Here is a 21,958-nt window from a genome sequence, read left to right as displayed (position 1 = left end):
CTTAAAGGGGGATGCTTGTGAGTCAGCCAATGCACATCGTAATTCCAGATGATTACCCGCATGCGGTTTGCGACCTGGACTGCTTTGGCTTGCTCACGGATCACCGCGTCAGCGTCTTTCACGACTGGCAACAATCGTCCGAAGTACTGCTTGAACGTTTCAGCGATGCCGATGCCATCGTGCTGACGCGCGAGCGTACCCGGCTCGATGCCAAGTTACTGATGCAATTGCCCAAACTGAAACTGATCAGTCAAACCGGTAAGGTTGGTGCTCATGTCGATGTCGACGCCTGCAATAGTCTGGGGATTGCAGTGGTCGAGGGCAGCGGTTCACCCATAGCCCCAGCAGAACTCACTTGGGCCTTGATACTCAACGCGCGCCGTCAATTAGTTGCAGCAATAAACAGTTTTAATGCTGGCACCTGGCAAAACAATATCGGCGAACGGCTGTGCGGGCAAACACTCGGTATTTGGGGTTATGGGCGCATCGGCAAGCGCTTGGCAAAATACGCTCAGGCGTTTGAGATGCCGGTGTTGGTTTGGGGCAGCGAGGCATCAAGGCAAGCCGCCGAGCTGGATGGCCATAGCGCCGCAGACTCTAGCGCAGCGTTCTTTGCCCAATCCGATATCATCAGCCTGCATCTGCGCTTATCCGAGCAGACCAAACACTTGGTAAACGCAGTTGATCTTGCATCAATGAAGCCCAGCGCTCTATTGGTCAATACCAGCCGTGCGGAGTTGATTGCACCCGGCGCTTTACTCGCAGCAATAGATAAAGGTCGCCCCGGCTATGCCGCCTTGGATGTGTTTGAAACAGAACCTCTGATCAGCCTTGATAACCCGCTGCTCAACCACCCCAAAATCACCTGTTCGCCTCACATCGGCTACGTCGAGAAGCACAGCTATGAGCAGTATTTTGGCGAGGCGTTTACCAATATCCTTAACTTCTTCGACGGCAAACCCTGCCAGCAGATAAATCTCTCAACAATCAGCAATGCACGCTACTCAGCTGACGCGGGTTAGCCGCCGAGCGACTAACCGCCACAGCCTGATTTGCCTGGCATTTGCTCACCGCTTACGCGGTTTTGCTCTGGCGGTGGGTTCGGCTTCCATCGGGTCGTCAGGCCACCAGTGTTTTGGATATCGCCCTTTCAAATCCTTCTTCACATCGATGTAGGTGTTGGCCCAGAAGCTGGCGAGATCCTGTGTCACCTGAACCGGACGACGCGCGGGCGATAGAAGATGTAGCAAGAGCCCTTGCCTGCCGCCTGCGATGCGCGGCGTCTCGGCCAGCCCGAACAATTCCTGCAATCTCACCGCCAGCACGGGCGGATACTCTGAGTAGTCAATGGCGATACGTGAACCTGAAGGCACTTGCAGCGTCTTGGGCGCTAACTCATCCAACTGCTGCGGTAATGGCCAGGGCAATTGGGCGAGCAGGATATTGGCTAAATCGAGGTTGGCGAAATGACTCAGGCGACTCACCTTTGCCAGATAAGGCGCCAGCCACAGCTCAACAGAATCGAGCAGCGCCGCATCCGTTAGATCTGGCCACTCACTCGCACCTTTCTGATCAATATCCAGCTTGCGCAAAAGAGCAATGCGCGCCTGCCACTGGCGCAACTCGGGACGCCAGGGAAGAAGCTCTATGCCCTTGCGCCGAACCAGACCAGCCAAGGCATTGATGCGAGCGTCTTCATTAAGTCCCGGCAGGCTTGTGCGGCTAAGTACCAGCTCGCCCAAGCGCCGCTGCCTCTCGGCCTTGAGTACGCCCTCGCGCTCATCCCACTCCAGTTCATCGCGCTGCACCACCTGCTCAGCAAGCACCGTGTCAAACAGGGAAGGATCAAGTGCAGCCGCCAGATAGATTCGTTCTTCGCGCTGACCTTGACGGCTGCCAAGATCGGCAATGACCAACCATGGTTCTTTCATTAATCCATCTGGCTCACCAAACAGTGCAGCTCGACCGTTGGCCAACCGGTATTCAGCGCCGCCTTCGCGCCGTTGACGAGCGACGCGATCAGGATAGGCAAAGGCCAGCAGCGCGGCGAGCCAGCGAGGGTGATCAGGATCGGCCACCGGTGACGATACAGCGCCCCGCAGGTGGCTTCGGAACTGACGAGCCAGTTGGCGTGCACGCTGAACAGCCCCTCGGCTCGCCCGCGAGAAAGACTCGCTGGCCATAGCCACAATCCGGTCATGCAGGTCGGCGCCAGCACCACGAAGGATGTCTTTCTCACCGAGCAATGCAGCGATATCGCAGGCAAGATTGCCCAGACCAAGGGCCTGCCCTCGCAGCAGCAAATGAGCAATTCGCGGATGGCTGGGCAACTCAGCCATTGCCTGGCCGTGAGCGCTGAGCACACCTCGTTCATCCAGCGCACTCAGGCGCTGCAGCAAATCCCGAGCCTGGGCGTAGGCCGCAGCGGGCGGTAAATCGAGCCAGACCAGTTCGTCCACCGCAACGCCCCAGCGCGCCAACTGCAGCGCAAGCCCGGCCAGATCGGCCTGAAGCATTTCGGGTGCAGAAAAGTTCGCCAACTGCTCATGCTGAGCCTGTGACCAGAGTCGGTAACAAACACCGGGTTCAAGCCGCCCTGCTCGTCCTGCGCGCTGGGTCGCACTGGCCTTGGAAATACGTTGCGTGTCGAGCCGGGTCATGCCGCTGCGCGGATCAAAACGCGGCACGCGCTCAAGGCCCGCATCAACCACAACCCGCACGCCATCGATGGTGATGCTGGTTTCTGCGATGTTACTTGCCAGCACAACCTTGCGCTTTCCAGGCGGGGCGGGATTGATCGCCGCGCGCTGGGCATTCAGATCAAGCTCTCCATGCAACGGGCAGAGCAACACATCATCACGTTCTCCAAGGCGTTCTTGCAGGCCTTGATGGACGCGTCGAATCTCAGCCTGACCCGGCAGGAAAACCAAGATACTCCCCTGCTGCTCGTCCAACGCCTCCAAACAGGCTGCGATAACGCTAGGTTCAATGTATTCGCCAGCTTGATGGGGTTTGCCCCAGCGAGTATCAACCGGAAACATCCGCCCTTCACTGGTCAGCACTGGCGCATCGTCCAGCAACTGCGCCAGTCGCGGACCTTCAAGGGTAGCCGACATCAACAGCACTTTTAACGGCAGCTCGCCAGAGTCCGTTGAGCGAAACATCGCCCGGCCATTGAGGGTCAACGCCAGCGCCAGATCCGCATCGAGGCTGCGCTCATGAAACTCATCGAAGATCACCAGCCCCACGCCTTCCAAGGCCGGATCATCTTGCAAGCGTCGGGCAAGAATGCCTTCGGTGACCACTTCAATCCGGGTTTTAGGCCCGACTTTACTGTCCAAACGAATCCGATAACCGACGGTTTCTCCAACCTTTTCGCCCAACTCACTGGCCAGTCGTTCAGCCGCGGTGCGCGCGGCCAATCTGCGCGGCTCAAGCATGATGATTTGCTGCCCGGCGAGCCACGGCTGATCCAGCAGCGCCAACGGCACCCGCGTGGTTTTACCCGCGCCCGGCGGCGCCTCAAGCACAGCTTCATTGCGTGCAGCCAAGGCATCGCGAAGGGCCGGTAACAGGTGGTCAATTGGCAGCGAATTCATGAGTTCTCCAGTGCGGATGACGATTATACCGGCGAACTGATTGAGCCTTGCACAGTCATTAATCACGAGACTGTTTAAAGCCGCAGCAATACGGCTAACGCCTTGCTATAGTTGCGCCCCCGTCAATCAGGAGAACTTAGATGAGCACCTCGACCCGCATTCTTGGCTGTGTTCTGAGCGCCAGCCTACTCACTCAATTGAGTGCGTGCGGCACACTGTTTTACCCGGATCGTCGCGGTCAGATTGAAGGCAAAGTCGACCCAGTTATTGTCGCGCTAGACGCCATCGGCATTCTGTTTTACGTACTGCCGGGCTTGATCGCCCTTGGCGTCGATTTCGCCACGGGTGCTATTTACCTGCCGGGTGGCCATACCGCTCAGGTGGATCCCCAGGCATTAGAAAATCTGGTCGACAGCCAAGGCCAGGTTGATCGCGCTAAGCTGAAAGCGTTGATCATGCAAAAAACCGGTAAAAACCTGCCTTTGGACGACCCGCGGGTGATTGAACACCGTGGTGATTTGCAGCAACTCGCAGCTTACGGCCTGCGTCCGGCTGCGTGACCCCAGCAAGCGCGTAACAACCATGGTGCAAGCCATCACCACATCTCCGGACTAGAGCCAGTTTATGAGTGTATTGCCGCAACATGCTCGACTGATGCGCCAAGCGTCCTCTGCCGCATTAGTGGTGGCCTTGGCGCTCGCGCTGGCCAAAGCAGTTGCGTGGTGGCTGAGTGGTTCGGTCAGTCTGCTTGCGGGTCTGACCGACTCATTACTCGATGGCGCTGCCTCTCTGCTCAACCTTATTGCTGTGCACTACGCGCTACGCCCAGCAGATGACGACCACCGCTACGGTCACGGCAAGGCCGAGGCGCTTGCCGGTTTGGGGCAGGCGCTGTTTATCGGCGCCAGCGCCGTATTGGTTGGCGTGCAAGGTGTCGAACGCTTTATCAACCCGCAACCGTTGGCCAGCGAAGGTTTAGGAATTGCGGTGATGATTCTGTCCCTGGCGGTTACCGTCGCGCTGCTGATGTTTCAGCGTCATGTAGTGAAAGTCACCGGCTCAACCGCGATTCATGCGGACTCGTTGCACTACCGCTCAGACTTACTGCTCAACAGCAGCATTTTAATGGCGCTGTTTCTGGCCAGTTTTGGCTGGCTGCAAGTTGATGCGATCTTCGCCATCGGCATTGCCTTTTACATTCTCTGGAGTGCGATCAGCATTGCCCGTGAAGCGGGAGCGGTGCTGATGGACAAAGAACTCTCGCCCGATGTCAGCGAACACATGCATGCCTTGGCCTGCGCCGTTCCGGGCGTGCTTGGAGCACATGACCTGCGCACGCGGGTTTCCGGTACGCGTTGGTTTGTGCAATTGCACGCGGAGTTGCCCGGCGAGCTGACTCTGTCTGCAGCACACGCGCTGTGCGAGCAAGTCGAAGATGCGATCCGCGCAGAGTACCCGCGAGCCGAGGTGCTGGTGCACGCCGACCCGCCTGAAGTACTGCCCGATCAGCCAGCAGCCGCGCAGCCATAATCATCACTGAGTGTGCAATTACCCGCGCGGCAAACGCACAATCTGGTAATAGCCTCGCTTGCCCTGCCAGCGATAATAGCTATCCGCAACCCGGTGATATTTAACACCGCGCACCCAAACCTGACGTGCGCCGCGTGGCAACTGCCGAACCGTGAAACCATAAGGCGGCGCCACTCGCACATAGCGGCCCGCAGTTGGTTTGTACCAACGACCATCCCTCATGTAATAGTCGCCACGGTTATAACGAACCCGCTCATACCTGACAGGCTGGTGCGAAATCCTCGGTGATTTTCTTTCGACTTTCACCACCTTAACCACTGCATGCCTATCGCGGTGTTGTTCATGCTTGGGCGATGCCTGCACCAAAGGTGAAAGGCCCAGCAGAACCAGTACGCTAATTTCGACCCACTTAAAGCGCTTAATCATCGCTGCCACCTCATTGGTATGTCTGAGTTACAGAATGACTAAAGTCCGGTCAAATCAGGGTCAATGCTGAGTAAAGAGTCGGTAAATTGGCCAGCCGACGTTAAAGCCACCGCAGTCGTCAGGTTGCTTTGAAACAAACCAAGCCGGCTAGAGTAAAAGCTCTAACTATCCTAAGCTGTGCAAGCGGCCTAATAAAAACAATATTACCCACTCCCAAGGACTCACTTATGACCCTTTCACCTAGTGCAGTTGCGCTGCTCGGATTGCTTGGCTGGACGCTGTTTCTACTGATACTGATGCTCAACCAGCGCGGCTTGCTGGTGCTCAGCGGCAAACTTGCGGTCAATGGCTTCTCCCCGGATGGCAGCAATATGCCGGGCGCATTCGGCCAGCGTCTGGTTCGTACCCATGCCAACTGCGTGGAAAATGTTCCGTTGATGGCAGCGGTGCTGCTGTACGCAATGGTCGTCAGCCAAACCAGCATCACTGATCCGCTGGCTGGGGCTCTGCTGGCGGCACGGATATTTCAAAGCTGCATGCACCTGATCAGCACTTCAGCCTTGTTCGTCTGGTTGCGCTTTGCTGGTTTCCTGGTGCAGATCGTCATCACGCTATGGTGGCTACTGCGTTTGGCAGGCTTGGTTTGAAGCCCATAAAAAAGGGAGGCCTTGGGCCTCCCTTCGGGAATGTTGTCCTGTGCTGGCAATTGTGTCGCCGCCTTTATCGCCCGTCTGGTTGGACAGTGCGGACCCGGGTGCCGAAACGACCCTGTTGGATCGGCGGCGGCCGCTCACCTGATTGAGTGAGTCGGCGTGGACATGTCGTCCGGGCCTTGAAACTGAGATAAATAGTACGGCGAGGCGGTTAGTGAATGATTGCGAAGATTGCTCAATCAAGTATCGGTTGCGCAATTTTTACCTAATCAAGCATTATCTAGCGCAATTCAAATAGAAATCGTGACCAATATGAACAAACTAGACCGCTATGACTTGAGCATTTTGGCAGAATTGCAACGCGACGCTCGCTTATCCAATCAAGAACTGGCCGAACGCATTGGCTTGTCACCCTCCCCCTGCTCGCGCCGGGTTAAACAACTGGAAGACGATGGCTATATCGCCAAGCAAGTTGCTTTACTCGACAGCAAGAAGCTCGGCCTGAGCCTTACCGCCTACGTGCTGATTGGCATGGATCGACATACCCCAGAGCGCTTCGAGCACTTTCAGGAAGCGATCCGCAATTGCCCGGAAGTGCTTGAGTGCAGCCTAGTCACCGGGATGGACGCCGACTACCAATTGAAAGTCGTAGTGCCCGACATGGACCATTATCAAAAGCTTCTGCTCGGCACCCTGACCCGAATCGAAGGAGTCTCCAGCGTGCGTTCGAGCTTTGTGTTGCAGCAGATTCTGTCGAGCACCCAGTTACCGCTGGAACACTTGCGCAGTTAAATCCCAGACGAATTAACCACGGACCGTTGCCAACGGTGCCTGACAAATCACAACGCTCACGTATAATCGCCAGCCTGCGCCAGCTTCGATAGACGTCTGGCCCAGGCTATTTACCCGGTAATTGAGGCCACGATGGAAACCGAAGTTTTCGAAGATCTGATGACAACAGTATTGGTCAGCGTGCTGATCCTGTTTATGGCGTTTATTGTCTGGGACCTGGCCAAGAAATCCAAAGCAGGCCGCTTTGGCAGCATGATCCTGTTTCTCGCCCTCGGTCTGGGCGTGCTCGGCTTTGTGATCAAGACATTTGTCATTGCTGGCCTCGAAATCGAAGGCCACTGACCCAAGACTGCCGCTTCGGGCAATACCTAAAGGCGCGGCTCCAGATCCTGCCACTGCCCCGGCTGCAAACCATCCAGACTCCAGGGGCCGATACGCACTCGCACCAAGCGCAATGTAGGCAAGCCCACTGCGGCAGTCATGCGCCTGACTTGGCGGTTACGCCCCTCGCGAATCACCAACTCCAACCATGTGGTCGGGATGCTCTTACGAAAGCGCACCGGCGGGTTGCGCGGCCAGAGCTCGGGCTCATCCAGCTGGCGGGCTTCGGCGGGCAAGGTCATGCCGTCATTTAGCTCGACACCTTCACGCAAGCGCTGTAGCTGCTCGTCAGTCGGCTCCCCTTCAACCTGCACCCAATAGGTTTTCGCCAACTTGTGCTTTGGATCGGCGATTCGTGCCTGCAGGCGACCGTCATTGGTCAACAGCAACAAACCTTCGCTGTCACGATCCAGCCTGCCTGCCGGATACACACCGGGTACATCGACAAAGTCCTTGAGCGTGGCGCGGCCATGCTCGTCATTGAACTGGGTCAACACATCGAAGGGCTTATTCAGGGCCAGCAAACGCGGCTCGGCGGGTGGCGCCTTGGCCAGACGACGAGGCGTCGGCTTTGCGCTCAAAGAGCGGCGCGGCGCAGCAGGGCGCGGGGGGCGTGGCATTGAAGATTTCCCAAAGGCATGACTAAACCCGCAGTTTAACCGAGGACGGGCCGACATCATCACCGCTGATTATCTTGATTCTGCATTTTGAACGAGGGTCTATGCTGCTTGTCAGCTGATTAATCGTTTCCAGGAGTCCGCACATGAGCACAAACGAGTCTGTCGTTTCTACCTTCACTGGCTGGGCTGCAACCAAGGCAGGCGCGCCACTTGAACAGTTTGAGTATGACCCAGGCCCGCTCGGCGCCGAGGAAGTCGAAGTCACCATTGAATACTGCGGTATTTGCCATTCCGACCAATCAATGATCGACAACGAATGGAAAAACGCACGCTACCCATTTATTCCCGGCCATGAAGTGGTCGGCACCGTGGTGCGCTTGGGCGAGCAAGCTCGCGGTCTGAAGATCGGCCAGCGGGTAGGCATCGGCTGGTTAAAAAGCAGCTGCATGCATTGCAACTCATGCATGGAAGGTTCGCACCAACTGTGCAATATGATCAAACCGACCATAGTCGGCAGCCACGGCGGCTTTGCCAATCGCATGCGCGCCCATTGGGCATGGACTCTGCCGATCCCCGAGAGCCTCGACCCAAGCCTGGCTGGCCCACTGTTTTGCGGCGGATCGACAGTATTTGCGCCGCTGCTTGAACTCAACGTCAGGCCAACAGACCGCGTCGGCGTGGTCGGCATCGGCGGCTTGGGTCACTTGGCGTTGCGCTTTTTGAATGCATGGGGCTGCGAGGTCACAGCCTTTACTTCATCACTGAATAAGCAAGAGGAAGCCAAGCGCCTCGGCGCGCACAATGTGGTCGCCTCAACCGACAGCGCAGCCATGAAGAAAATTGCAGGCACGCTGGATTTCCTGCTGATAACTGCCAGCGCCGACCTCGACTGGAACGCGCTGATCAGCACTCTGGGCGGTAAAGGCAAGCTGCACTTTGTCGGGATTGTGCCAAGCGCGATTCCGGTGCATGTGTTCAACCTGATCCCACGTCAACGCAGTATTTCCGGTTCCCCAGTTGGCTCGCCGGCAATAATGCGCAGCATGCTTGAGTTCTGCGCGCGCCATCAAATATTGCCGCAAGTTGAGCACTTTCCGATGAGTAAGGTTAACGATGCAATCCAGCATCTGCGTGACGGCAAAGCGCGCTACAGAGTTGTGCTCGACGCCAGTAAATAACCTATGGAACCTCTGAAAAACTACTGCGCTAGATATTACTGGGGCAGCCCTTGCTGCGTTAAAAAACTGCTCAAAATGCTCATTTAGGCCACTAAAGTCGAGCGCGACCTCGGTCGCTTTTTCGCAGTTTTTTGCCTTGTCCTATCGTCGCTCGCTACCTTTTTCAGAGGTTCCAATAAAAACGCCCCGGTTCAGGACCGAGGCGTTATTGCCTTTCATACCTAATCTTAGCGAAACGGCGGCTCGTCGAAACTCCTTAATTTACGCGAGTGCAGCGAGTTAAGCTGGCCACGCAATAAGTCCAAGGCAGTGATGCCAATGTGCAAATGCTGGGTCACGGCGCGTTCGTAGAAAGCGCCAGCAGCGCCCGGCAGCTTGATTTCACTGTGCAGCGGTTTATCCGAAACACACAGCAGCGTGCCGTATGGAACGCGCAGGCGATAACCTTGGGCGGCGACAGTGCCGCTTTCCATGTCTACCGCAACTGCTCGCGCCTGATTGATCAGTGGCCGTTCCTGAGCCCAGCGCAACTCCCAGTTCCGGTCGTCGTAGGTCAGCACAGTACCGGTACGCAAGCGGCGCTTGAGATCATCACCCTTCTCGCCAGTCACCTGCGCCGCAGCATCCTGCAGAGCTTGTTGCACCTCGGCCAGTGCTGGTAGCGGGATATTCGGCGGCAGAACCCGGTCAAGAATCCCGTCGCGGCGCATGTAAGCATGGGCGAGCACATAGTCGCCAATGGTTTGCGACTGGCGCAGGCCGCCGCAGTGACCAATCATCAGCCAGCAATGTGGACGCAATACAGCAAGGTGATCGGTGATGTTCTTCGCGTTGGAAGGGCCTACGCCGATATTGACCAGGGTAATGCCATCGCCGCTATCGCCAGACAGCAGGTGGTACGCCGGCATCTGGTAGCGATGCCAGACCACACCACCAATAATCGCCTGCATCTCGCCTTCGGACATGCCACGTTCAATCACCACGTTGCCCGGCAGCACCATGCGGGTAAAACGTGACTCACCGACCAGCATGTCCAGGCCGTGACGAATGAACTGGTCAACGTAGCGGTGATAGTTGGTCAGCAATATCCACGGTTGTACATGGCGCCAGTCGCTGCCGGTGTAATGCACCAGCCGGCGCAACGAGAAATCCACCCGCGCGGCATCAAACAGCGCCAGCGGCATGGGGTCCATACTTTCCCAGCTGTACAGGCCATCGGCCGTGCTGTCTGTTGCAGCCGACAGGTCCGTACTCGGGAACACTCGCGCCAGCTCTCCGGCAGTCACCCCGGAACCGGCAAGTTCATCGCCCTGCTCAACCACATAAGGGTAGGGAATATTCTGCGCACTCAGACCCACTTCAACGCGCAGCGTGTAATCGTTCATCAAGGGTTGCAGCTGCTCCAGCAGGTACTTACGGAAGGCACCGGGATGGGTGACGGTGACGCTGTAAGTGCCTGGCACCTGGACCTTGGCGTATGCACGCACGGTGGCCGGCGCTTCGCCATGACACAAATAGGTCAGGCGCAACTCTGGGTAGCGAAACTGGCAATGCGTGGCCGGATCAGGCTTGACCCGGTCTTTAAGATAGGCCTTGAGCGCCAGACTCAGGGCACGTGTGGCTTGCTCATGCAATGCGGCAAGTCGATCGACCGCCTCTTCAGGGCTGGATACAACAATAAAGTCATCTGAACATGGATTCACGACAAAGCTTCCTGACTGAACATCCAGCCTAATAGTGCACCTTGTACGGCCTGCTAAGCCAGCCTAAGGATAGCCTGAAGCAATTGAGCCAGACGCATATGACACTCTATGCACTGTTCAGTCAGCCGGTCAGCTAAGGCTCGCCCGCAACCTGATCTCGGGCGAGCCTCGCAAATCAAGCCAGATGCGGGGTGCTGCGCGCGACCAAGGCTTCAGCATCAACGCCACGCGGCAAGGTGCCGTAAACCCGGCCACCCTCGCCGAGACGACTGGCCAGGAAAGCATCAGACACCGTGGTATTACCTGCTTCGAGCAACAACTTGGCTTGCAGCGCAATGGCCACATCCTCAGTCAGTTGACGGGCGCGGAACTGAATATCATCGGTGTCGCGAAATGCAGCCTGCACCTTGCCGATATGAGCCTTCAAACGCGCATCGCCATGACCGTCGCCCAACTCGGTGAACAGGGCTTCGAGTACGCCCGGTTCCTTGGACAGAGCGCGTAATACATCAAGGCACTGCACATTGCCCGAGCCTTCCCAGATCGAGTTGACCGGCGCTTCGCGGTACAGGCGCGGCAAGATGGTTTCCTCAACATAACCGGCGCCACCAAGGCACTCCTGCGCTTCGTTGATCATTGCCGGAGCGCGCTTGCAGATCCAATATTTGCCAATTGCGGTTACCAGACGGGCAAATTTTTCTTCCTGCTCGTCATGGGCGTTATCCAATGCCTTGCCCATACGCAAAGTCAGCGCCAGCGCTGCTTCGCTTTCTAGGGCCAAATCCGCCAGGACGTTTTGCATCAATGGCTGCTCGGCCAACACACGTCCGCCAACCTTGCGATATGCGCAGTGGTGTGCAGCCTGAGTCAGGGCTTGGCGCATCAAGGCGCTGGAACCGATCATGCAATCGAAGCGGGTCAGCGAGACCATCTCGATAATAGTCGGCACACCGCGACCTTCTTCACCGATCATCCACGCCAGCGCGCCACGGTATTCCACCTCGCTGGAAGCATTCGACCAGTTACCCAGCTTGTTTTTCAGGCGCTGTATATAAAACTCGTTGCGCGAACCGTCCGGGCGATGGCGTGGCAACAAGAAGCAGCTCAAGCCCTTGTCGGTGTAGGCCAGGGTCAGAAATGCGTCGCACATAGGCGCCGAACAAAACCATTTGTGACCCACCAGTTCATAGGCCTGCCCCGGCCCCGGAATCCCCACTGGATGAGCGTGCGTGGTGTTGGCGCGGACATCGGTGCCGCCCTGCTTTTCGGTCATGGCCATGCCGATGGTCGCGCCGGTTTTCTGTTCAATCGGCAGATTACGCGGGTCGTACTCGGTCGAAAGAATCTTTGGTAGCCAGATTTCGGCGATATCCGGCTGTAGCTTGATCGCAGGAACACTGGCGTAGGTCATCGTCAGCGGGCAGCCTGAACCGGCCTCGGCCTGGCTGTGCAGATAGCTCATCGAAGCCCGGGCGACATGGGCACCGCTGCGCGGATCAGTCCAGGGGGAAGACGGCAAACCGTGCTTGATCGCGGCGCCCATCAACTCATGATAGGCCGGGTGAAACTCGACCAGATCGATACGATGGCCGTAGCGGTCGTGGCTTTTAAACACCGGTTTCTGTTCGTTGGCCAGAAACCCCGCCGCCATTAACGGGCCGCCAGCAAGCGAACCATAGGTATTCAACCGTTCTTCAGCCCATGCGCCGCCAAATCGACGGTTCCACTCCTGCAACGGCAAATCAACACGATACAAATTGGCGCCATCCATAGATGGCACCTGATTAAACACTTCATGGGTTTCTGCGTTAAGGCTCGGGTTCATGCGGATAACTCCTTGGCGCCGACGGCGCTTAAACAGAATGCGATCAGGTCTGCAGTAATATCGCCCAGCGTCAAGGCTGGCTGGCCTTTGGCTCGAGCAGCGCAGGCACTTGGCGATAAAGGCCCAACCAGTGATTCAGCAATAGCGCCGACCAGACAGGCAGCGCTTAGTTGAGTGTGTTGCACACGAAAATTACCGCTAGCAACCCCTTCTTCCAGTACCTCAACCAGCAATTCGGCATAGGCTTGGCGAAATAGCAGGCGTTGCTCATCGACCTCAGGATCAACCGGTTCAGCAATCAGTGCGTAGGCCAGACGACGGCTGTGCCAAGCACGCGCAGCAAACTGGGTCAAACCAGCCGCCAGTCGCTTCGGCGCCAGAGCCTGGGTTTGCAATGCCTGCGCCATGGCGTCGACCTCACGCTGGCTGGCGAGAGCAAAAACCTCTGCTGCCAACTCACCTTTATTACGAAAGTGGCGATACAGACTGCCCGTTGCGATGCCAACATCTTCAGCCAACGCCTGCATAGTCAGCGCAGCAAACCCAGCCTCACTCACGCGAGCCAAAGCGCAGTGCAGAATGCGCAAACGCAAAGCATTGTCGCGGTCAATTCGTAAGGCGCTAGTGCGGTAAGCCATGATCTGAACTCTGATTCAACATTTAACCAGTGAATCAGGATTCAGCTTTTCAATACAGAGGGATTCTAGGCAGATTAGATGCCGTTTCTGCCAGTGACTGGCAACCTCGACACCCAAGTTTATTAAGACGCTAAGAAGGCTGCTATTGCGGCTTCGCAGCAAGCGTACCGGCCAGAGCCAAGCTGACGTTGAGCTTGAAATGGCTGCCTTTACCTACTTGCGACTCATGGCTTAATTCACCACCCAAAAGCGCAACCATTTGTCGGCAAATCGCCAAGCCGATGCCTAAACCACCAAAACGCCGCGTCATAGAGCCATCCAACTGTTGGAAGCACTGGTACAAGGAGTGATGGTTGGCTTGATTAAAACCGGCACCTGTGTCGAGAACATCGATGCACAACGGTACGCCTTGTTGCGCATTCGCCTGCGGATTAATGCGTAGGGTTACACAGCCTTTTTCGGTGAATTTAATCGCATTTTCCAGAAGAATACCGATACTTAAGCGAAGTTTGACCACATCACCTTCCAGCTCATCAGCTAAGGCTTCATCGTACTCAACGACAAATTCAAGACCTTTGCTCTGCGCAAGCGGTGTGTACTGCTCGCTGAGCGAGTCAATCAGCGCTCGCAGGCTGAACGGCTCACACAATGGATACAAGCGGCCAGCCTGCAACTCGGTGAGCGTCAGGATGTTATTGATCATGCGCATCATCTCTTGCGCCGAGCCCGAGGCCATCGAACGGTACTGCTCCATCTCGTTATCCAGGCGTACGGTTTGCAGTAAATCCAGAGAACCAATGACCCCATTCATTGGCGTTCGCAACTCATGGCTTATGGTTGCCAGAAATTCGTCCTTTAACCGGTTATTGTTGGCTAACGCCTGGTTAAGCGACTCCAACTCGCGCCGCGCAGACTGCAAAATCGCGGTGCGTTCTTCTTTGAGGATATTGATCCGGTCAGCCAGCGCCAGCGACAGCAACGCCACCTCAAGCGCCGAGCCTATCTGGCTGGCATACATGGTTATAAACACATTCGGCAAAAAGCCCAGCACCATCAGTGTATTGAGAATGCCGCCGAGTAAAAACGCCGACCAGGCAAAGATAAAGTAGCGCGCAACACGCATGCCGCTAAACCAGGCAGCAAGGCCTGCGCAAAAAACAACCAAGGTAAAGATCAGCGCCAGATAAGTGGCTAAACGCAAGGACAGCGCATAGCTGGTGGTCAACGCCAGAACCATCACCAGCGCAGCGGCAACTATCATCATAAGCAGTGAGCGATCAATCAATTTGCCCTGCTGCGCGGTTTGCAAAAAACTGCGCGCAAACTGAGTACCGAACAAGATCGCCGAGCCAATCAAAAACGGTGTAGCAGCATTCGCCCACCATGGATTCTCCGGCCAGAAATAGGCAATGCCGGCACCGTTTACCGATACCTGATAAAGGCCGAACGACGCGATATAAAGGATGTAATACAGGTAGCTGGTGTCACGCACGCTGAGGTAGATGAACAGGTTGTAAATGATCATCCCCAGCAGCACGCCATAGATGATGCCCAGTACATAAATGCGCGTCGGCTGGCTTTCAATGTAGGCGTTTGGTGCCCAAAGCTTCAAAGGTGCTTGAATAGAGCCTTGGCTTTGCAAGCGCAAATAAACTCGCCGAGGCTGATTGGGCTCCAGCCCCAACTCAAACAGATAGTTATTGTTTTTGATTTCACGGGAAGCGTAAGGCAGTGCATCACCTGTGGCCCGCAGCAAGTCGAAACCACCTTGGAGGTTATCGATATAAAGCATTAGATGATCGAGCGGCGGGTATGCCAACTCCAACAGCCAAGGCCGCTCACCATTGAGCTGCTGCGGTTGGTAATCGAGATCGACACGCAGCCAAAATGCCGACCGCGAGTAACCGGCGTTCAAGATATTTTTAGATTGGCGTTTAAAACGCGAGGCATAAGCAGCCGACGAGACTTGATCAATAGTGGCGGCGCCACTGACATCTTCAAGTACATAACTGCCACGACCCAAATCTACTGATCGCGTATGTTCATCAAATGTTACTGCTCCAGCCAATAGCGGCCAGACGGCAAGTAACAGAATCAAAATGGTGCGCATTCAGCCCCGCGGTACGTGATGACCGACAATCTTGGACCGCGCCCGTGAGCCCCAACTCACTGATTCGACGCTGTCTGGCATGTCTGTTTGTTCGAATATGCGCCACAATATCACAGGGTAAAACCTGCAATAAGTAACCCTCTCACAAAATACCCAAAACTTTGCTTAAAACCCTTTAGCTCGGGGCTTTAATTAACAAGCAGGGCTCCATCAACAAGCCCGGACAAGGCGCTGAACAGCACGTTTAAACATAGCGAATCACCACAGGCCATGACAATCATGTCGCAGGCCAAAATCAGCCATTTAATGATAAGCTCGCGCACCATGAAAACGCCTACTTCCCGTCCCGTAGTACTTTGCCTGTCTGGACACGACCCAAGTGGTGGTGCCGGCTTGCAGGCAGATATCGAAGCGCTGCTCGCTCAGGGCTGTCACGCTGCACCTACCGTGACCGCATTGACCGTTCAGGACACAGTCAACGTTTCCGACTTCCGCGTGCTGGATCGCGAATGGGTGCTGGCGCAAGCCAATGCTGTCATCGCCGACCTGCATGTCGAAGCGATCAAACTGGGCATGCTCGGCTCGGTCGAGATGGTCGAGACGGTACTGGAAATCCGCAACAAGCTGCCTGGGATTCCGCTGGTTTGCGACCCTGTATTACGCGCAGGTGGCGGCGGCGCACTGGGTAAAGACGAAGTAGGCTTCGCCATGCGCGAGCGATTGTTCCCGGCCTCGACCATTGCCACGCCCAACCTGCCCGAAGCACGAATTTTGGCTGAATTGCCCAATGGCAGCGCCGATGAATGCGCGGCCAAGCTATTGCCGTTCATCGAGCACTTATTGATCACTGGCGGACACGGCGACGAGCATGAAGTACACAACCGCCTTTATTCGCGCGACGGCAACCAGCACACCTTTACCTGCCAGCGCCTGCCCGGCAGTTATCACGGCTCAGGCTGCACATTAGCCAGCACCTTGGCAGGCCGCTTAGCGATTGGCGAAGAGTTGGTCAGCGCTGTGCGCACCTCGCTCGACTACACCTGGCGCACCCTGCGCGATGCAGAACAGCCTGGCCAGGGTCAATTCATTCCGCGGCGTTTACCGCTGGATGGATGCTGATGGAGGCCATTTAATGAAATTGCGCGGACTCTACGCCATCACCGATAGCCAGTTACTGGCGGATGGCAAGTTGCTGCCCTACGTCGAAGCAGCGCTTAAAGGCGGTGCCAAACTCCTGCAGTACCGCGACAAATCAAACGATGACGCACGCCGCCTGCGCGAAGCTGAAGCCTTGCGCGAGCTGTGCGAGCGCTACGGCGCAGCCTTGATCATTAATGATGATGCGGAGCTCGCTGCGCGTCTTGATGTTGGCCTGCACCTAGGCCAGAGCGATGGTTCACTTGCAGCCGCTCGGGCCCTGCTCGGACGCAATGCAATCATTGGCGGCACCTGTCACGCCGAGCTTGAGCTGGCGCAGAGCGCAATCAATGAAGGGGCCAGCTACATTGCCTTTGGCCGCTTTTTTAACTCCAACACCAAACCGGGAGCGCCAGCAGCAACAATTGAGCTGCTCAACCAAGCGAAAACCCGCTTTAACCTGCCGATCGTAGCCATCGGTGGAATCACGCTTGAGACCGCGCCACAGCTGATCGCCGAAGGTGCCAGCATGGTTGCGGTGATTCATGGGCTATTTGCCGCTGACTCAGCAGATGAAGTCGAGCGCCGCGCCCGCGCTTACAGCGCGCTGTTTAACTAAGCACGCAGGCCACAGATTAAATTTTGCAGAGCCCTGGCGCTCTGCACAGACTTTGAGAGGTTCCCGATGTCACGTTCAGAAACCCTGTTTGCCAACGCCCAAAAACACATTCCGGGCGGTGTTAACTCGCCGGTTCGCGCTTTCAAAAGCGTGGGCGGCACGCCATTGTTCTTCAAGCACGCTGCCGGCGCTTATGTCACTGACGAAGATGACAAGCGCTATGTCGACTACGTAGGTTCATGGGGCCCGATGATTCTCGGTCACAGCCATCCCGAGGTTCTCGACTCAGTGCGCAAACAGTTGGAACACGGCCTCTCTTACGGCGCCCCGACTGCCATGGAAACCGAGATGGCTGATCTGGTGTGCAGCATCGTGCCTTCCATGGAAATGGTGCGCATGGTCAGCTCCGGCACCGAAGCCACCATGAGCGCAATTCGTCTGGCACGCGGCTTCACCGGCCGCGACTCAATCATCAAGTTCGAAGGCTGCTACCACGGACACTCCGACAGCTTGCTGGTAAAAGCCGGCTCGGGCGCCCTGACCCTCGGCGTACCAAGCTCGCCCGGCGTACCTGAAGCCTTCGCCAAACACACCTTGACGCTACCCTTCAACGACATCGACGCCGTGGCCAAGTGCCTCAATGAAGTCGGCAACGAGGTTGCTTGCATCATCGTTGAACCTGTTGCTGGCAACATGAACTGTGTACCGCCAGCCCCGGGCTTTCTCGAGGGTTTGCGTGAGCAGTGTGACAAGCACGGTGTCGTGTTGATTTTCGACGAAGTGATGACCGGTTTCCGTGTTGCGCTCGGCGGCGCCCAAGCGCATTACGGCGTCACCCCGGATCTGTCGACCTTCGGCAAGATTATCGGCGGCGGCATGCCAGTCGGCTGCTTCGGCGGCAAACGCGCAATCATGAGCCACATCGCACCGCTGGGCCCGGTTTACCAAGCAGGCACCTTATCTGGCAACCCACTGGCCATGGCCGCAGGCCTGACCACGCTGCGCCTGATTAGCCGCCCAGGTTTCCACGCAGAACTAAGCGACTACACCACACGCCTGCTGCAAGGCTTGCAGGAACGTGCCGATGCAGCAGGCGTCGCCTTCACGACAACTCAAGCTGGCGGCATGTTTGGCCTGTACTTCACCGAGCGCAAGCACATCAGCAGCTTTGAAGACGTCATGAGCAGCGACAGCGAACGCTTCAAGCAGTTCTTTCACCTGATGCTCAAAGGCGGCGTTTACCTCGCACCAAGCGCATTCGAAGCTGGCTTCACCTCGATCGCCCTTGGCGATACTGAACTGAAGCTGACTCTTGACGCTGCAGAGCACGCATTCGCCGAGATGACTAAAGCCTGATGCAATACACCACCGCCGCCAGCGATGCATTGCTGGCGCTGGCTTGCGCAGCCAGCGCCATCATCATTGGCAAGGCCAGAGCGCGTTATCACGACGCCTATCAACCCGCTCTATTTTGCGCACTACTCGGATTCGCCTTGACCGCTGCCGCCGCTCTTTGCGGCAGCATGCGCTACGGCCTCGACCCTAGCTGGCAAGGTGCTCATTTATGGTTAACCCAAGCCAGCACCTTTCTTGGCCTGCCGTTAATTGGCTGCGCAGCACTCTCATTAAGCCGCAACTGGGTGTGGAGCCGTGCAAACTGGGGGCGGATATTGCTCGGCCTGTGTGCTTTTTTCGAATTGGCCCGCCAACTCAACCAGCTTGATGATTACCGCTTGCTGCTCAACCTCATCACGCTCGCAGCGGTGCTCTACGCAGGTCTGATCCAACTTCCCAACAAAACACTGACGCTTGCAGCAGTGGCCTCGGTTGGATTGTTTGTTGTGGCAGGCTTGGCTGTCGGCACCACAGGTTATATCGGTGCGATACGCCGCGTAGACCTGTTTCATCTACTCCTGACACTCGCTTACCCACTACTAGCTTGCTTTATATTGAAACTGCCAGTGCAGAGCGCGGTCTCAACTGAAACAAGCCAAGCAACCGATAAAACAGACCAATAACAGCCTTGATGCTCACAAGCCTGCTCAAACCACTGATTTATATAGAATAAACATTGGTTTTAGTGGGTTTTGGCTCGCCTAACCATTACCTGACAATTATTGACGACCTATTCACAGCCCTTGTATTACAGCTATTTACGTTAAACTTCGTAAACACTTTGTAAGAACAGCGCTGCTTATTTCATAATGTGACACCCGCCACATTTTCACGGGCTACTCATTAGCCGTATTGCAATGCGAGGAACACGGACTTTCATGAATCGCACCGGCCGCGCCCTCTCACTGGGCTGCCTGCTGCTTCTACCTTTACTCGCTTTCGCGAGCGGTAATTCGCTGCTCATTCCAGCGACAGGGAGCTGCTCACTAAATACCGCCCCCGAAGAACTGCCTGACGCGCTTGATGCGTGCCTGGCATCCGCCAACGCTGGCGACCCGCAAGCGGCATACGAGCTGGGCGAGTTCCATTACGACGGTAAACGTGCGCCCCGTGACCTGCAGCAATCGCTCAACTGGTTCGAGCAAGCCTCATTAAAAGGTCATGCGCAGGCACAATACCGGCTTGGAATGATGTTCTTCCGCGGAGAAGGTGTGCAGGCCAATAATATTCAGGCGTATATCGTGCTGAAAATGGCCGCGGTCAATGGCTCGGATGAAGCCATGGACAGCGCAGACCTGATTGCAGCGAAAATGGAGCGCAATGAACTGGAGATATCCAACCAGGTGCTGGGGCAGATATTCCGCAACTATTTGCAAGAACTGCAAACCGCCGAGCATATAACGCCCTTCAACCCGCTGCCTTGATCGCCCATTCGTCTAACACCTACGAATCAAGCTACACCGCCATCAGGCAGCAAGACCAAGCTGCCTGATCTATCGCCTGATCTGATTATTTATCGGGCATCGGCATTGGAAACGGCATGACGTTGCCGCCACCTTTGGCCTCACTGATCTTCGGCGTGCCCAAGCGCTCGACTTCATCAATCCGAATGATCGAATGCATGGGGACAAAGCTGCGCACAACACCATCAAACTGTGCCTTGAGCTTCTCTTCGCTCGGATCGACCACGACCTGAGTACGCTCACCAAAGACAAACTCCTCCACCTCAAGAAAGCCCCACAGATCGCTTTGGAAGATCTGCTTGGCGTACATTTCGTACACCTGACCCTGATTCAGAAAAATCACTTTATAAATAGGTTCGCGCTTACTCATATAGACAGTTTAGTCGGGCCAGAAAAATAACGGGCGCGAATCATAGCATGCAGGCAGTCAGGCAACGCTAGGAACACAAGCGCTTGGGGCATATAATATGCGGTTCTTCGAATCACCCTTTGAGCCCGCATGACCAAGAAGCTTTATATCGAAACCCACGGCTGCCAGATGAACGAGTACGACAGCTCGCGCATGGTCGATCTTTTGGGCGAACATCAAGCACTGGAAGTTACTGAACGCGCTGAAGATGCAGACTTGATTCTGCTCAACACCTGCTCCATCCGTGAGCGCGCGCAAGACAAGGTATATTCCCAGCTGGGCCGCTGGCGTGAACTGAAACTGAGCAACCCGGATCTGGTTATCGGCGTTGGCGGCTGCGTAGCCAGCCAGGAAGGCGCGGCAATTCGCGACCGCGCGCCCTACGTCGACGTGGTATTTGGCCCGCAAACCTTGCACCGCCTGCCAGAAATGATCAACGCGGCACGCGTCACCAAGCTGCCGCAGGTTGATGTTTCATTCCCTGAGATCGAGAAATTCGACCGCCTGCCGGAACCGCGCATTGACGGTCCAACCGCCTACGTCTCGGTAATGGAAGGCTGCAGCAAGTACTGCACCTTCTGCGTAGTGCCCTACACCCGCGGCGAAGAAGTCAGCCGCCCCATGACTGATGTCTTGAGTGAAATCCTCCACCTTGCTGAAAACGGCGTGCGTGAAGTGACCTTGCTTGGGCAAAACGTCAATGGCTACCGCGGCGACACCGGCAACGGCCAGATCGCCGACTTTGCCGAGTTGCTCTATGCAGTTGCCGCAATTGATGGCATCGACCGCATTCGCTACATGACCTCGCACCCGCTGGAGTTTTCCGATGCGCTGATCCAAGCCCATGCGGATATCCCGGAACTGGTGAAGTACCTGCATTTACCTGTGCAATCTGGCTCAGACCGGATTCTCGCGGCAATGAAGCGCAACCACACCGCGCTTGAGTTCAAATCGCGGATACGCAAGCTGAAAGCCGTGGTGCCCGATATTCTGATCAGCTCAGACTTCATCATCGGCTTCCCAGGCGAGACCGAGAAAGACTTCGAGCAGACCATGAAACTGGTTGAGGACGTGGGTTTCGACTTCTCCTTCTCGTTCGTCTACAGCGCGCGCCCCGGCACGCCGGCAGCAGACCTGCCCGACGACACCCCCGAAGAGCTGAAAAAGCAGCGCCTGAAGATCCTGCAGGACCGCATCAATCAGATCGGCTCGGCAAACACGCGCCGTATGGTCGGCAGCATCCAGCGCATTCTGGTCAGCGATTACTCAAGGAAAGACCCAGGCATGCTCCAAGGCCGCACCGAGAGCAATCGCGTAGTCAACTTCCGCTGCGACAACCCAAGCCTGATTGGCCAATTTGTCGACGTAATGATTGATAGCGCTCAATCCTACTCACTGCGCGGCAGCCTGATCACAGATTCAGGCGCTGAATAAACCTGTGCAGCCCAACATATCAGGGCGCTTCACGCATACTGCACTA

21 protein-coding genes are annotated in these 21,958 nt (G+C 56.3%); 13 read left to right on the top strand and 8 right to left on the bottom strand.

Annotated features, from left to right (window positions below; all coding sequences use genetic code 11):
- The first annotated feature begins 29 nt into the window (after positions 1-29).
- Positions 30-1,022: a D-2-hydroxyacid dehydrogenase family protein gene (locus tag ACN0UH_RS10730; protein ID WP_417662026.1), complete on the top strand. Its 993-nt coding sequence runs from the start codon at positions 30-32 to the stop codon at positions 1,020-1,022.
- A 45-nt stretch (positions 1,023-1,067) separates the two neighbouring features.
- On the opposite strand, the gene hrpB is transcribed toward ACN0UH_RS10730, so the two are convergent.
- Positions 1,068-3,599 carry an ATP-dependent helicase HrpB gene (gene hrpB, locus ACN0UH_RS10725; RefSeq protein WP_417662025.1) on the bottom strand — a complete coding sequence of 844 codons (2,532 nt, stop codon included), beginning with the start codon at positions 3,597-3,599 and terminating at the stop codon, positions 1,068-1,070.
- 140 nt (positions 3,600-3,739) lie between these two features.
- On the opposite strand from hrpB, the gene ACN0UH_RS10720 reads away from it, so the two are divergent.
- On the top strand, positions 3,740-4,159 hold the full coding sequence (locus ACN0UH_RS10720) for a polyribonucleotide nucleotidyltransferase (RefSeq protein WP_417662024.1): 420 nt from the start codon (positions 3,740-3,742) through the stop codon (positions 4,157-4,159).
- A gap of 64 nt (positions 4,160-4,223) precedes the next feature.
- Positions 4,224-5,129 carry a cation diffusion facilitator family transporter gene (locus ACN0UH_RS10715; RefSeq protein ID WP_417662023.1) on the top strand — a complete coding sequence of 302 codons (906 nt, stop codon included), beginning with the start codon at positions 4,224-4,226 and terminating at the stop codon, positions 5,127-5,129.
- An 18-nt stretch (positions 5,130-5,147) separates the two neighbouring features.
- On the opposite strand, the gene ACN0UH_RS10710 is transcribed toward ACN0UH_RS10715, so the two are convergent.
- A complete protein-coding gene (locus tag ACN0UH_RS10710; RefSeq protein ID WP_417662022.1) occupies positions 5,148-5,555 on the bottom strand; it encodes a DUF6515 family protein in 408 nt (135 codons plus the stop codon).
- A gap of 227 nt (positions 5,556-5,782) precedes the next feature.
- On the opposite strand from ACN0UH_RS10710, the gene ACN0UH_RS10705 reads away from it, so the two are divergent.
- From ACN0UH_RS10705 to ACN0UH_RS10695, 3 genes are all read left to right on the top strand, one after another.
- On the top strand, positions 5,783-6,202 hold the full coding sequence (locus tag ACN0UH_RS10705) for an MAPEG family protein (RefSeq protein ID WP_417662021.1): 420 nt from the start codon (positions 5,783-5,785) through the stop codon (positions 6,200-6,202).
- 318 nt (positions 6,203-6,520) lie between these two features.
- Positions 6,521-7,000: an Lrp/AsnC family transcriptional regulator gene (locus ACN0UH_RS10700; protein WP_417662020.1), complete on the top strand. Its 480-nt coding sequence runs from the start codon at positions 6,521-6,523 to the stop codon at positions 6,998-7,000.
- Positions 7,001-7,132: 132 nt separating this feature from the next.
- Complete coding sequence (locus ACN0UH_RS10695) at positions 7,133-7,342, top strand: DUF2788 domain-containing protein (RefSeq protein WP_339516454.1); 210 nt, start codon at positions 7,133-7,135, stop codon at positions 7,340-7,342.
- Between the two features lie 26 nt (positions 7,343-7,368).
- On the opposite strand, the gene ACN0UH_RS10690 is transcribed toward ACN0UH_RS10695, so the two are convergent.
- Positions 7,369-7,935: a pseudouridine synthase gene (locus ACN0UH_RS10690; RefSeq protein WP_417662132.1), complete on the bottom strand. Its 567-nt coding sequence runs from the start codon at positions 7,933-7,935 to the stop codon at positions 7,369-7,371.
- 209 nt (positions 7,936-8,144) lie between these two features.
- Here ACN0UH_RS10690 and ahr point away from each other — a divergent pair, with 209 nt between their 5' ends.
- Complete coding sequence (gene ahr, locus ACN0UH_RS10685) at positions 8,145-9,179, top strand: NADPH-dependent aldehyde reductase Ahr (protein WP_417662019.1); 1,035 nt, start codon at positions 8,145-8,147, stop codon at positions 9,177-9,179.
- Positions 9,180-9,406: 227 nt separating this feature from the next.
- Here ahr and amn read toward each other — a convergent pair whose 3' ends face one another.
- The 4 genes from amn to ACN0UH_RS10665 all read right to left on the bottom strand — a co-directional run bounded on the left by amn (position 9,407) and on the right by ACN0UH_RS10665 (position 15,455).
- On the bottom strand, positions 9,407-10,882 hold the full coding sequence (gene amn / locus ACN0UH_RS10680; protein ID WP_417662018.1) for an AMP nucleosidase: 1,476 nt from the start codon (positions 10,880-10,882) through the stop codon (positions 9,407-9,409).
- Between the two features lie 175 nt (positions 10,883-11,057).
- A complete protein-coding gene (locus ACN0UH_RS10675) occupies positions 11,058-12,707 on the bottom strand; it encodes an acyl-CoA dehydrogenase family protein (protein ID WP_417662017.1) in 1,650 nt (549 codons plus the stop codon).
- Positions 12,704-13,345, bottom strand: a complete 642-nt coding sequence (locus tag ACN0UH_RS10670; RefSeq protein WP_417662016.1) for a TetR/AcrR family transcriptional regulator — start codon at positions 13,343-13,345, stop codon at positions 12,704-12,706. Before ACN0UH_RS10670 ends, ACN0UH_RS10675 begins: the two co-directional genes overlap by 4 nt.
- A gap of 142 nt (positions 13,346-13,487) precedes the next feature.
- Positions 13,488-15,455 carry a sensor histidine kinase gene (locus tag ACN0UH_RS10665; RefSeq protein ID WP_417662015.1) on the bottom strand — a complete coding sequence of 656 codons (1,968 nt, stop codon included), beginning with the start codon at positions 15,453-15,455 and terminating at the stop codon, positions 13,488-13,490.
- A gap of 324 nt (positions 15,456-15,779) precedes the next feature.
- Here ACN0UH_RS10665 and ACN0UH_RS10660 point away from each other — a divergent pair, with 324 nt between their 5' ends.
- The 5 genes from ACN0UH_RS10660 to ACN0UH_RS10640 all read left to right on the top strand — a co-directional run bounded on the left by ACN0UH_RS10660 (position 15,780) and on the right by ACN0UH_RS10640 (position 20,030).
- The gene (locus ACN0UH_RS10660) at positions 15,780-16,574 is read left to right on the top strand and encodes a bifunctional hydroxymethylpyrimidine kinase/phosphomethylpyrimidine kinase (RefSeq protein ID WP_417662014.1); all 795 of its coding nucleotides are present in this window, start codon (positions 15,780-15,782) and stop codon (positions 16,572-16,574) included.
- Positions 16,575-16,587: 13 nt separating this feature from the next.
- The gene (gene thiE, locus ACN0UH_RS10655) at positions 16,588-17,211 is read left to right on the top strand and encodes a thiamine phosphate synthase (protein WP_417662013.1); all 624 of its coding nucleotides are present in this window, start codon (positions 16,588-16,590) and stop codon (positions 17,209-17,211) included.
- A 66-nt stretch (positions 17,212-17,277) separates the two neighbouring features.
- Positions 17,278-18,567 (top strand): glutamate-1-semialdehyde 2,1-aminomutase, encoded by a 1,290-nt coding sequence (gene hemL, locus ACN0UH_RS10650; RefSeq protein WP_417662012.1) that lies wholly within the window; start codon positions 17,278-17,280, stop codon positions 18,565-18,567.
- Positions 18,567-19,229: a hypothetical protein gene (locus tag ACN0UH_RS10645; RefSeq protein ID WP_417662011.1), complete on the top strand. Its 663-nt coding sequence runs from the start codon at positions 18,567-18,569 to the stop codon at positions 19,227-19,229. The genes hemL and ACN0UH_RS10645 overlap by 1 nt, the downstream gene beginning before the upstream one ends.
- A gap of 255 nt (positions 19,230-19,484) precedes the next feature.
- Positions 19,485-20,030, top strand: coding sequence for a tetratricopeptide repeat protein (locus tag ACN0UH_RS10640; RefSeq protein ID WP_417662010.1), 546 nt, complete (start codon positions 19,485-19,487; stop codon positions 20,028-20,030).
- Between the two features lie 85 nt (positions 20,031-20,115).
- Here the strand turns inward: ACN0UH_RS10640 and ACN0UH_RS10635 are convergent, their stop codons facing one another.
- A complete protein-coding gene (locus tag ACN0UH_RS10635; protein ID WP_339490177.1) occupies positions 20,116-20,439 on the bottom strand; it encodes a DUF1820 family protein in 324 nt (107 codons plus the stop codon).
- Between the two features lie 129 nt (positions 20,440-20,568).
- On the opposite strand from ACN0UH_RS10635, the gene miaB reads away from it, so the two are divergent.
- The gene (gene miaB, locus ACN0UH_RS10630) at positions 20,569-21,912 is read left to right on the top strand and encodes a tRNA (N6-isopentenyl adenosine(37)-C2)-methylthiotransferase MiaB (protein WP_417662009.1); all 1,344 of its coding nucleotides are present in this window, start codon (positions 20,569-20,571) and stop codon (positions 21,910-21,912) included.
- The last annotated feature ends 46 nt before the right edge of the window (positions 21,913-21,958 follow it).

It is taken from the genome of Pseudomonas sp. (assembly GCF_048265905.1).
GTDB lineage: Bacteria > Pseudomonadota > Gammaproteobacteria > Pseudomonadales > Pseudomonadaceae > Aquipseudomonas.
Note: the sequence above shows the minus strand (reverse complement) of the source record. Positions and strands in the feature narration are given on the sequence as shown.

What these genes read in the sequence shown, in the direction of transcription:
- ACN0UH_RS10710 (WP_417662022.1), bottom strand. Translation starts at nt 5,555, where the DNA reads ATGATTAAGCGCTTTAAGTGGGTCGAAATTAGCGTACTGGTTCTGCTG.
- ACN0UH_RS10675 (WP_417662017.1), bottom strand. Translation starts at nt 12,707, where the DNA reads ATGAACCCGAGCCTTAACGCAGAAACCCATGAAGTGTTTAATCAGGTG.
- ACN0UH_RS10665 (WP_417662015.1), bottom strand. Translation starts at nt 15,455, where the DNA reads ATGCGCACCATTTTGATTCTGTTACTTGCCGTCTGGCCGCTATTGGCT.
- ACN0UH_RS10640 (WP_417662010.1), top strand. Translation starts at nt 19,485, where the DNA reads ATGAATCGCACCGGCCGCGCCCTCTCACTGGGCTGCCTGCTGCTTCTA.
- hemL (WP_417662012.1), top strand. Translation starts at nt 17,278, where the DNA reads ATGTCACGTTCAGAAACCCTGTTTGCCAACGCCCAAAAACACATTCCG.
- ACN0UH_RS10660 (WP_417662014.1), top strand. Translation starts at nt 15,780, where the DNA reads ATGAAAACGCCTACTTCCCGTCCCGTAGTACTTTGCCTGTCTGGACAC.
- miaB (WP_417662009.1), top strand. Translation starts at nt 20,569, where the DNA reads ATGACCAAGAAGCTTTATATCGAAACCCACGGCTGCCAGATGAACGAG.
- ACN0UH_RS10670 (WP_417662016.1), bottom strand. Translation starts at nt 13,345, where the DNA reads ATGGCTTACCGCACTAGCGCCTTACGAATTGACCGCGACAATGCTTTG.
- hrpB (WP_417662025.1), bottom strand. Translation starts at nt 3,599, where the DNA reads ATGAATTCGCTGCCAATTGACCACCTGTTACCGGCCCTTCGCGATGCC.
- ACN0UH_RS10645 (WP_417662011.1), top strand. Translation starts at nt 18,567, where the DNA reads ATGCAATACACCACCGCCGCCAGCGATGCATTGCTGGCGCTGGCTTGC.
- ACN0UH_RS10700 (WP_417662020.1), top strand. Translation starts at nt 6,521, where the DNA reads ATGAACAAACTAGACCGCTATGACTTGAGCATTTTGGCAGAATTGCAA.
- thiE (WP_417662013.1), top strand. Translation starts at nt 16,588, where the DNA reads ATGAAATTGCGCGGACTCTACGCCATCACCGATAGCCAGTTACTGGCG.
- ACN0UH_RS10635 (WP_339490177.1), bottom strand. Translation starts at nt 20,439, where the DNA reads ATGAGTAAGCGCGAACCTATTTATAAAGTGATTTTTCTGAATCAGGGT.
- ACN0UH_RS10705 (WP_417662021.1), top strand. Translation starts at nt 5,783, where the DNA reads ATGACCCTTTCACCTAGTGCAGTTGCGCTGCTCGGATTGCTTGGCTGG.
- ACN0UH_RS10720 (WP_417662024.1), top strand. Translation starts at nt 3,740, where the DNA reads ATGAGCACCTCGACCCGCATTCTTGGCTGTGTTCTGAGCGCCAGCCTA.
- ahr (WP_417662019.1), top strand. Translation starts at nt 8,145, where the DNA reads ATGAGCACAAACGAGTCTGTCGTTTCTACCTTCACTGGCTGGGCTGCA.
- ACN0UH_RS10695 (WP_339516454.1), top strand. Translation starts at nt 7,133, where the DNA reads ATGGAAACCGAAGTTTTCGAAGATCTGATGACAACAGTATTGGTCAGC.
- ACN0UH_RS10715 (WP_417662023.1), top strand. Translation starts at nt 4,224, where the DNA reads ATGAGTGTATTGCCGCAACATGCTCGACTGATGCGCCAAGCGTCCTCT.
- ACN0UH_RS10730 (WP_417662026.1), top strand. Translation starts at nt 30, where the DNA reads ATGCACATCGTAATTCCAGATGATTACCCGCATGCGGTTTGCGACCTG.